The following is a 10,929-nucleotide window of genomic DNA, read 5'->3' as shown; positions in this document are numbered from 1 at the left end:
ACGGATCAAACCCGTTATATGCAGGTTTTTATTTGCAAAGCTTAGAAAAATCATCAACGTAAATCTGCTTGATCTGCGAGCCATTTTTTAGCCCACTGATTAGACGAATCAAACCTGTTATACGCAGTTTTTTATTTGCAAAGTTTAGAAAAATCATCAGCGTAAATCTGCTTAATCTGCGAGCCATTTTTTAGCCCACTGATTAGACGGATTAAACCCGTTATACGCAGGTTTTTATTTGCAAAGTTTAGAAAAATCATCAACGTAAATCTGCTTAATCGAGCCGTTTTTATATAATCTTAAGAAACATAAAAAGAAGCATTCTCGACATTAATGATATCAATTGGCAGCAAAATAGTTTCCGGAATATCTTTGCGGAATAAAAAATGCTCGACTAAAGTACTTACTCCTAAATAAGCTTGTCTTTTTTGATTTTGATGGATTAAAAAATGAACCAAGCCCTGATTTAAGAAGTTGATGTTTTTCTCGACTAAATCGTAGCCTATAATCGCAATTTTTCTATTTTTTAAAGGAGATAAAATAGAGGCAATCTGATACGCCTTAGAGGTTGTAATAAAAATTCCCTTCAGGTTTGGGTTTTCTTCTAAAAAAGCAGAAAACTTGCTCTCGACATTTGGATGCTTTAATTTTAAAGTAGTCAGGGAGAACTCCGAAATATTTTTTTCTTCAAAATAATTTCTAAATCCTTTTTCCTTTTCCTGCATGTGAACTGCATTTTTCAGACTTTCGTCAATATGTATAATCGCAATCTGACCGTCGGTTACAATAAGGTTCATCAGGCTGGCAGCAACGCGACCACTTTTATGCAAATCTTGTCCAACAAAACTTTTAATAGATTTACCCTCAATTTGATTATTGAACGTATTTACTATAATATTCAATTCGTCGTATTGTTTTAGGATTTCCAGTGTTTCCTTATAGAAAAAAGGAGCAATTAAAACAGCATCCGGGGATTGTTTTATAATGGTGTCATTGGTATTCAAAAATGATTTAGTGCTTTCTGGATTAAAATAATGGGTTTCGATCACCACACTATAAGCTTTAAACTCTTTAATAGCTTCCTGAATTCCGTTAACACAAGGAAGCCAATACGGATCAATTTCAGGATCCGGAAGCAAAACACAAATACGATATACTTTTGTGCTTTTTAAGTTTCTGGCAATTAAGTTTGGTTCATAGTTTATCACATTCAGGACCTCGTTTATTTTGTCAAGAGCTGTTGGAGAAACTTTTCCTCTGTTATGCAAAACCCTGTCAACAGTTCCTTTAGAAACTCCTGCCATTTTTGCTATATCCTTAATGGTGTACTTTTTATCCATATAAGCAAATATAGAAACTTTGATTTAATTATTTGAAAGATGGTGTTGGATTTATTTAGTGTGCTCGAGAACATTTTAAAAGTGTGTTCGAGCACATTTTTATTTTTTTTCTTGTTTTATAAAATTATAATCGATAGTTTCGTAGAATCAAAAGCCATAAAATAAAATAAATCTTTAACTAAATAATGTTGTAATTTACTGTTTTGCAATGTTTTATTATAAAATAAATACGTGAGAAAAATTATTTCCTTAGCCCCGGGCAGAACATGTCTCTTTGGCGATCATCAGGATTATTTAGGATTGCCGGTTATAGCCTGCGCAATTGATCGAAATATAAAGTTAACCGCAACACAAAATGATACCTACACTTTTGTATTGAATATGATCGATATTAATGAAGTTAGAACCATTGCTATTGATGCTACTTTCGATACATTAGAACCTCGTGATTATTTTGCCTCTTCCCTGCGTGTATTGCGCCGTTATGGTTGTGTGGCTAATGTGGGTTATACGATTACAATTTCAGGCGATATCCCTATCAATTCCGGAACATCAAGTTCATCAGCCTTATTAATGGCATGGATTCGTTTCCTGATCGAAGCTTTTGGAGTTAATCATGAAGTTACGCCCGAATTTATTTCGAAAATCGGGTATGAATCTGAGGTATTAGAACACGGTGAACCAGGCGGAATGATGGATCATTACAGCATTGGAGCTGGAAATGTGGTGTATATAAATACAAAGACTCCTTTTTCGTATCAAGTTATTCGAACTCATTTGCAAGGTCTGATTACCGGAGTTTCCGGCGTTCCTAAAGAAACCATTGGACTGATTGGAGAAATAAAAGGAAACGCTTTGATGTCGATAGCTATTGTCAAACAAAATTTCCCTGATTTTGATCTAAATACGGCTCAAATAACAGATATAGACCACTATAGAAATTGTTTGCCCGATCGATTGATTCCGTTTTTTGAAGCTGCACTAAAAAATTACCATTATACAAAAGAAGCTTTAAAAGAATTTGAAAAACCTGTTTTAGACCTTAAGAAAGTAGGTGGTTTAATGAATCAACATCACGAAGTTTTGCGTGATTTATTAAAAGTTACTGTTCCGTTAATCGATGCTATGATCAATGCGGCTTTACGAGCAGGCGCTTATGGTGCCAAAATCGTAGGTTCTGGTGGTGGCGGAAGCATAGTTGTTATTGCAAATCCGGAAAAAGAAAATCAGGTAATCGAAGCGATCCTAAAAGCTGGTGCTCAGGAAGCTTATGCAGTAGCGGTAGATCCGGGCGTGAGAATTATTGAAAATATTGAAATTTAAAAAATAAATATGCACAACAATTTAGTTATTCTTGCCGGTGGAGCATCATCCCGCATGAAAAAAGAAGCCATTCTCGATAATTTGACAGCAGAAGAAATTACTCAGGCAAACCAAAGAAGCAAAGGATTGATTGGCGTAGGATCAAGCGGAAGACCCTTGTTAGATTACCTTTTATTGAATGCTAAAAAAGCAGGATATCAAAATATCTACATTATTATAGGCGAGCAAGGAGAGTTGTTTAAGGAATTTTACGGCAGCCAAAATGTAAATAATAATTTTCATGGACTCAATATTTCGTTTGCCGTGCAATACATTCCGGAAGATCGGGTAAAGCCATTTGGTACTGCCGATGCTTTGTTTCAGGCAGTAGAACAATTTCCGGAACTAAATGCACAACAATATTCAGTTTGCAACAGTGATAATTTATATTCCGCAGCAGCTTTGTTAGCCCTTAGAGAAACCAACAGCCCAAATGCTTTTATAGCCTATGACCGTGATGCATTAGAATTTCCGTTAGAAAGAATTTCGCGTTTTGCCATTGCTAAACTGGACAAAAACAATCAATTGCTGGATATTCTCGAAAAGCCATCCCCGGAAGTTTTAGCAGATTATAAAGATGTCGAAGGAAAAATAAGAGTGAGTATGAATGCTTTCAAATTTAACGGAAGCACTTTGTATCCCCATCTTAAAAATTGTCCCGTTCATCCGGAAAGAGACGAAAAAGAACTGCCAACCGTACTTTTAAACACCGTAAAAGAACATCCTGATACAACTTTAGGAATTCCGTTTTCAGAACATGTTCCGGATTTAACAGCCAAAGAAGATATTGCCGATGTAAAGCAATATTTGCAACAATATTATCCCGTTTTAGACTGGGATGCCTAAAAGAATTAACAAAAATTTGATATCCAATTTGCTGTTAAGTACAACTTATTAAAGTACTTTTGTTTTATATTGCAAAAAATACGCATACATTTGCGTTGTAAATGCAAAATAATTGCAATTAATTACTGCTGTTTTAGATAGAAAAAATAAGTATTCTATTAACAATCAGCTACAAGTATTGGGTCAAACTCATTAAATTTATTGATTATTATCCTCTTATACAATGATTCTTTTTTAGGCAATAAAAGGTCAAGTATTGAAGTTGGAAAATGTTACGAAAGGAATTAAAAAAAACTATATCATGTTAAAAAGTAAAGTAGACAAAGCAACAGGTTTCGAAAAACGATTTGAAAATATTAATACCGTTGTTTTTGAAAATTCTGGTGCTGCATCAAAAGCAGTAGCTCAGGAAATTGCAGCTTTAATTCAAGCCACACAAAAAGAAAATAAACCTTGTATCTTAGGACTTGCAACAGGTTCTTCGCCAAAAGGATTATATGCAGAGTTAGTACGTTTGCATAAAGAAGAAGGTTTGAGTTTCAAGAACGTAATTAGTTTTAACCTGGATGAATATTATCCGATGGAACCAAATTCTATCAACAGTTATGTTCGTTTCATGAAAGAATTGTTGTTTGACCACGTCGATATTTTACCTGAAAACGCTCATGTACCGGACGGACTTTTAACAAAAGAACAAATCGCAGATTATTGCCACAACTACGAAGCTAAAATCGAAGCTTTGGGTGGTATTGATCTTCAGATTCTTGGAATTGGGGGTAACGGACATATTGGTTTTAATGAATCCGGTTCGCTGCAAAACTCTAAAACTCGTTTAGTAGCGTTAGATCATATTACAAGAGTAGCAGCAAGCAAAGATTTCTTCGGGCTAAGTAATACGCCAAGAACAGCGATTACCCTTGGAGTAAAAAAAATCATGGAAGCCAAAAGAGTTATCTTATTGGCTTGGGGAGAAGGAAAAGCAAATGTTGTAAAAAGATCAGTAGAAGACGAAGTTACCAATAGAGTACCAGCGTCATTTTTGCAGGAACACAATAATGCCGTTTTTGTTTTGGATAAAGAAGCTTCTTCAAAACTAACCAGAATCAACAAACCGTGGTTGGTCGAAAAAGTAATCTGGACAGATAAACTTACCCGTAAAGCAGTTTTAGGATTGGCACTTCAGCTTAAAAAACCAATTTTAATGCTGACGGATGCTGATTATATCGAACACGGAATGAGCGACTTATTAGCTGATTCCGGACCTGCGTATGACATCAATATTAAAATATTCAATAAATTACAAAATACAATCACAGGCTGGCCGGGAGGTAAACCAAATGCCGATGATACCCACAGACCCGAGAGAGCTGAGCCGGCCAGGAAACGTGTATTGATTTTTAGTCCGCATCCTGATGACGATATCATTAGTATGGGAGGAACTTTTATGCGCTTGCAAGAGCAGGGGCATGAAGTGCATGTGGCATACCAAACATCTGGAAATATTGCTGTTGCCGATGATGAAGCGTTGCGTTTTGCCAGATTCGTAATTGATTACAATGAAAAATTTGGAATAAAAAGTGCCGAAGCAGATACGATTTATAAAAAAGCACAAACTTTTCTGGAGAATAAAAAGAACAGCGAAATTGATATTCCCGAAGTTCGATATATAAAAGGACTAATAAGAAAAGGAGAGGCGAGATCAACAAGTAATTTTGTTGGTTTAACCGATGATCAGATTCATTTTATGGAATTGCCTTTTTATGAAACCGGAACTATTGAGAAAAAACCAATTGGCAAAGAAGACATTCAGTTAACGATGGATTTAATCGAAAAAATTAAACCCCATCAAATATATGCTGCAGGAGATCTTGCAGATCCGCACGGAACGCACAAAGTGTGTCTGGATGCTATTTTTGAAGCCGTAAAAGCCTTAAAGCCAAAATCGTTTATGGATGATTGCTGGTTGTGGTTGTACCGTGGAGCATGGCAGGAATGGGGAATTGACGAAGTCGAAATGGCTGTGCCAATGAGCCCGGATCAGGTGTTGGCAAAACGTCACGGAATCTTCAAACATCAATCGCAAAAAGATGGTGTTGTTTTTCAGGGAACAGATGCCAGAGAATTTTGGCAAAGAGCCGAAGACAGAAATGCCGAAACGGCCGCTTTATATCAGGAATTAGGTTTGGCAACGTATGCCGCCATGGAAGCTTTCGTGAGATGGCACTATTAAGTCGCAGTTTTCAGTGCCAGTAAACAGTCAGTTGTAAACTGAAAACCGTGACTGCAACTGAAAACTTTGTTTTAATATGTGGTAAAAAAATAAAAAATTAGAATAGCTTTGTACCAACAAGAAGCAAGAAGAAAGAATGAGTCTATATTCTTTCCTCTTGCTTCTTTTTTCTTTACAACATGGAACCAGACAAAAAACTTCTCATAAAATTAGCCCATACAAAAATGCCTTTCGGTAAATACGAAGGACGATTTTTAATTGATTTACCGGAATATTATGTCGTTTGGTATCACAATAAAGGTTTTCCAAAAGGTGAGTTAGGGCAACAATTAGCTCTTGTCTATGAGCTAAAACTAAATGGTCTGGAAGAATTGATTCGAAACATAAAGAAGCAATATCCAAAACCAATAGCCTAGACTTTTCTAGATTATTGTATTTTTAGAGTATTAGAGAAAACCTTCATGATATACTATTGAAATATTCTAAAAAATAGAAATAATTTAATTCTTGGATATGTTTGTTTTAGATTTCAAAAAGCAAAATTGTGCTAAAATTTCAACAATTGAAAATTCTAAAAATCTAAGAAGTCTAAAATTCTAATTGTCCAATTTTATTTGTACTTTTGCCAAGTTTTTTACACAACTACAATACAAACAACAACAGAATGAATCAAACAAAATATATTTTTGTTACAGGCGGTGTGACTTCTTCATTAGGAAAAGGAATTATCGCGGCATCTTTAGCAAAATTGTTACAAGGAAGAGGATATCGTACAACTATTCAAAAATTTGATCCGTATATAAATGTAGATCCGGGTACGCTAAATCCATACGAGCACGGAGAATGTTATGTAACAGATGATGGTGCCGAAACAGATTTAGATTTAGGACATTATGAGCGTTTCCTGAATGTTCCTACTTCACAAGCCAATAACGTTACTACAGGAAGAGTATATCTTTCGGTTATTGAAAAAGAAAGAAGAGGAGAATTTTTAGGAAAAACAGTTCAGGTTGTACCTCATATTACAAACGAAATCAAAGACAGAATGCAATTGTTGGGTAAATCCGGCGATTATGATATTGTAATTACTGAAATTGGTGGAACCGTTGGTGATATTGAGTCTTTACCTTATATTGAGTCAGTTCGTCAGTTGGTTTGGGAATTGGGAGAAAATAACGGAATTGTTATTCATTTGACTTTAGTTCCTTATTTGGCTGCTGCAGGGGAGTTAAAAACAAAACCTACGCAACACTCTGTAAAAACATTGATGGAAAGCGGTATCAAAGCAGATATCCTGGTTTGTAGAACAGAGCATGAGCTTTCGGATGAATTGCGTAATAAACTGGCGTTGTTTTGCAACGTAAAGAGAGAAGCAGTTATTCAGTCAATTGATGCTTCGACAATATACGAAGTTCCAAATTTAATGCTTGAAGAAGGATTAGATGTTGTAGCTTTAAAGAAATTAGATTTACCTAAAAAAGCAGCTCCGGATTTAAAAAACTGGAATACTTTTTTACGCAGATTAAAAAACCCAAAACATACCGTAAACATCGGTTTAATTGGAAAATATGTAGAAATGCAGGATTGTTACAAATCTATTTTAGAGGCGTTTATTCATGCAGGAGCTTCAAATGAAACTAAAGTAAATGTAATTTCTATACATTCAGAACATATTAACAGTGATAATGTGGAAGAAAAATTAGGAGTTCTTGACGGAGTTTTGGTTGCTCCCGGTTTTGGAGAAAGAGGTATTGAAGGAAAAATTGAAGCAGTTCGTTTTGCCCGTGAAAATAATATTCCGTTTTTCGGAATTTGTTTAGGAATGCAAATGTCTGTTATCGAATATTCAAGAAATATTTTAGGTTATGCAGATGCGAATTCTACTGAGATGAATGAAAATACCAAACATCCGGTTGTGAATTTGATGGAAGAGCAAAAAACAATTACGGATAAAGGTGGAACAATGCGTCTTGGAGCTTGGAAATGTGATATTAAACCAAACACTTTAGCGCATAAAATTTACGGTCAAAAAACAATTTCTGAGCGTCACCGCCACCGTTATGAGTACAACAATAAATATGCTGATGAATTGCATAAAGCAGGTTTAAAAGCATCAGGAGTAAATCCGGATACAGGTTTGGTAGAAATTGTAGAACTTGAAAATCACCCGTTTTTTATTGGGGTACAATACCATCCTGAATATAAAAGTACAGTTGCAAACCCACATCCAATTTTTGTACACTTTGTGGCTGCTGCAGTAAATGCGCATAAAAAATAATAACTAAATTCTAAAAGGATGTAACTTTTGAGTCGAACTCATCACTAATAGTCTTTAACGAATAACTTTTTTTAAAATTAATAATGGAAGAAAAAAAATTTGATCTTAATTCAATCATTGGTTTTGTATTGATATTTGGAATTTTGATTTGGATTATGTACCAAAATCAGCCTTCTGATAAAGAGATTGCTGCTGAAAAAGCCAAGAAAGAATTAGTTGCCAAACAAGAAGAACAAGCGAAAGCTGATAAAACTAAAACAGCTGTTCTGCCGGTTGCTGCTACAGCAACTCCCGGAGATACGGTTCAATTGGCACAATTGCAAAAAACATTAGGAGGTTTTGCATATTCGGCTACACTTCCTTCGGCAAAAGAAGCTTATACAACTATCGAAAACGAAAAGATAAAACTTAAAATCGCTAACAAAGGGGGTTATATAGTCGAAGCTACGTTGAAAGAATTTAAAAGATTCGAAAAAAATTCAGGACAATTAGTAGAACTGATTAAAGACAATAATTCTAATCTAAACATTCAGTTACAAACAACAGACAACAGAACGTTGAACTCTAAAGATTTGTTTTTTGAGCCAACGCTAACTAAAAACGGTGCAGATCAAATCCTGACCATGCGTTTGAAAGCAGGTGCTAATGAATTTTTAGAATACAAATATATTTTAAAACCAAACGAGTATTTAGTTGGTTTTGATGTTCGTTCTCAAGGATTGAACAAAGTTTTGAATTCGTCTAAACCATTAGATTTAGTTTGGGATTTAAAAACGAACAGAAACGAAAAAAGTGTTTCTATAGAAAAGCGTTTTGCTCAAATTGAATATGAGTACGGTGATGAAAAATACAGTTCAGTAAGTCATGGTACAGGGAAAGAAGATACTCCTGAAAAAGTGAGCTATATCGCTTTCAAACAACACTTTTTTACGACTATATTATCTACTGATAAAGCATTCGAAAAATCTAAACTACAATCTGATGATTTAGTAAAAGATGAAAAAATCGATACAGCTTATATCAAACAATTCAAAGCAACTGTTCCTTTGGCTTTTTCTAACGGAGAAGTTGATTATAAAATGAATTGGTATTTTGGACCTGCTGATTATAAAGTGCTAAAGACGTATGATAAAAACTTCGAAAAAATTATTCCGTTAGGTTGGGGAATTTTCGGTTGGATCAATAAATGGATTTTTATCCCGTTATTTGGATTCTTAGCTTCATTTATTCCTTACGGAATTGCGATTATCATCTTTACAATTATCATCAAATTGGCAATGTCGCCAATTACCTACAAGTCATTCTTGTCTCAGGCTAAAATGAAAGTTTTACGTCCGGAAATTACAGAGTTGGGAGAAAAATTCAAAAAAGACCCAATGAAGAAACAACAAGAAACAATGAAGTTATACAACAAAGCAGGAGTAAACCCAATGGCAGGATGTATTCCGGCATTGATTCAGCTTCCGTTTATGTATGCATCATTCCAGTTCTTTCCTTCGGCTTTTGAGTTAAGACAAAAAAGTTTCCTTTGGGCAGATGATTTATCATCATTTGATGCAGTTGTAAAATTACCATTCACATTCCGTTATACGGAGATCATATCAGTTTGTTTCCAATTTTGGCAGCAGTTGCGATTTTCTTCTATATGAAAATGACTTCAGGAGACCAACAAATGGCTGCGCCTCAGCAGGAAGGTATGCCGGATATGGCAAAAATGATGAAAATCATGATTTATGTTTCGCCATTGATGATGTTGATTTTCTTTAATAGTTATGGTGCAGGTTTAAGTTTGTATAACTTTATTTCGAACTTAATTACAATTGGAATTATGTTCGTAATTAAAAACTACATTGTAGATACAGATAAAATTCACGCTCAGATTCAGGAAAATAAATTAAAAGAGCCTAAAAAACAAAGTAAGTTTCAGCAACGTCTTCAAGATGTAATGGAACAACAAGAAGCTTCAAAAAAACAGAACAAAAAATAATAAGTTGTTGTAAAAAAATCTCGAGTAATCGGGATTTTTTTATATCAAAAATATACTTTACAAAGGTCATTTTCGTTAAAGCTTAAAATTGAATTGCAATGATTTATAAAAAAATAATTATCGGATTACTTTTCTTAAATGCAGTTTTAGTATCTGCACAGGATTTTAATAAAACAGATTCTAACGGAAAAAAAGACGGAATATGGAAAGGAACTTATGAAGTTTCTAAGCGTCCTCGTTACGAAGGAACTTTTAATCACGGAAAAGAAACCGGTATCTTTAAATTTTTTGATGATACAAAAAAAGGTGATGTTGTAGCAACGCGCGATTTTACAGCCAACGACGGAAGTTCGTATACTATTTTTTATGATCAGAGTAAAAATAAAGTAAGCGAAGGAAAAGAAATTGGTAAAGCCCGCGAAGGCGAGTGGAAATATTATCATAAAGCCTCTAAGGTGCTAATGACACTTGAAACGTATAAAGATGGTAAGCTGGAAGGATTAAGGACAGTTTATTATCCTAATGCTAAAATTGCTGAAGAAATGACTTATGTAAACGGTTTAAAAGACGGCGTTTATAAAAAGTACGGGCAAAACGGAATTCTTTTAGAACAAACTACGTATAAAAATAATGAGTACAATGGCGACGCTGTTTTTTATGATGCAGATGGAGTTGTGGCTTCTAAAGGAAAATTTGTAAACGGAAAAAAAGCCAATATGTGGCAGTTTTACCTAAAAGGGAAACTGACCAAAGAAGTAAATATGAGCGATCCCAAAAGTAGTTATCAGGCAGATTCAAAACCTAAAATGAATTAATCGTCCGTTTAAATCACGGATTGTTTTGCAGCAATAGGTTTTATCTACTGCGGCATTATATAAACTAATCG

7 protein-coding genes and 1 pseudogene are annotated in these 10,929 nt (G+C 34.6%); 7 read left to right on the top strand and 1 reads right to left on the bottom strand.

Annotated features, from left to right (window positions below; all coding sequences use genetic code 11):
* Positions 1-299: 299 nt before the first annotated feature.
* A complete protein-coding gene (locus B0A64_RS20615) occupies positions 300-1,340 on the bottom strand; it encodes a LacI family DNA-binding transcriptional regulator (RefSeq protein ID WP_089481370.1) in 1,041 nt (346 codons plus the stop codon).
* Between the two features lie 231 nt (positions 1,341-1,571).
* Here B0A64_RS20615 and B0A64_RS20610 point away from each other — a divergent pair, with 231 nt between their 5' ends.
* From B0A64_RS20610 to B0A64_RS20580, 7 genes and pseudogenes are all read left to right on the top strand, one after another.
* On the top strand, positions 1,572-2,663 hold the full coding sequence (locus tag B0A64_RS20610) for a mevalonate kinase family protein (protein WP_089481369.1): 1,092 nt from the start codon (positions 1,572-1,574) through the stop codon (positions 2,661-2,663).
* A gap of 9 nt (positions 2,664-2,672) precedes the next feature.
* Entirely contained in the window at positions 2,673-3,548 is an 876-nt protein-coding gene (locus tag B0A64_RS20605) for a sugar phosphate nucleotidyltransferase (RefSeq protein WP_089481368.1), read from the top strand.
* Positions 3,549-3,849: 301 nt separating this feature from the next.
* Positions 3,850-5,778, top strand: coding sequence for a glucosamine-6-phosphate deaminase (gene nagB / locus B0A64_RS20600; RefSeq protein WP_089481378.1), 1,929 nt, complete (start codon positions 3,850-3,852; stop codon positions 5,776-5,778).
* Positions 5,779-5,957: 179 nt separating this feature from the next.
* Entirely contained in the window at positions 5,958-6,194 is a 237-nt protein-coding gene (locus tag B0A64_RS20595; protein WP_089481367.1) for a DUF3820 family protein, read from the top strand.
* Between the two features lie 248 nt (positions 6,195-6,442).
* A complete protein-coding gene (locus tag B0A64_RS20590; RefSeq protein WP_089481366.1) occupies positions 6,443-8,056 on the top strand; it encodes a CTP synthase in 1,614 nt (537 codons plus the stop codon).
* Between the two features lie 83 nt (positions 8,057-8,139).
* Positions 8,140-10,043, top strand: a pseudogene (gene yidC / locus B0A64_RS20585) (membrane protein insertase YidC).
* A gap of 98 nt (positions 10,044-10,141) precedes the next feature.
* A complete protein-coding gene (locus B0A64_RS20580) occupies positions 10,142-10,858 on the top strand; it encodes a toxin-antitoxin system YwqK family antitoxin (protein ID WP_089481365.1) in 717 nt (238 codons plus the stop codon).
* The last annotated feature ends 71 nt before the right edge of the window (positions 10,859-10,929 follow it).

It is taken from the genome of Flavobacterium araucananum, from assembly GCF_002222055.1.
Classification (GTDB): domain Bacteria; phylum Bacteroidota; class Bacteroidia; order Flavobacteriales; family Flavobacteriaceae; genus Flavobacterium; species Flavobacterium araucananum.
The sequence above is the reverse complement of the archived record's forward strand: the minus strand, read 5'-3'. Positions and strand labels throughout refer to the sequence as shown.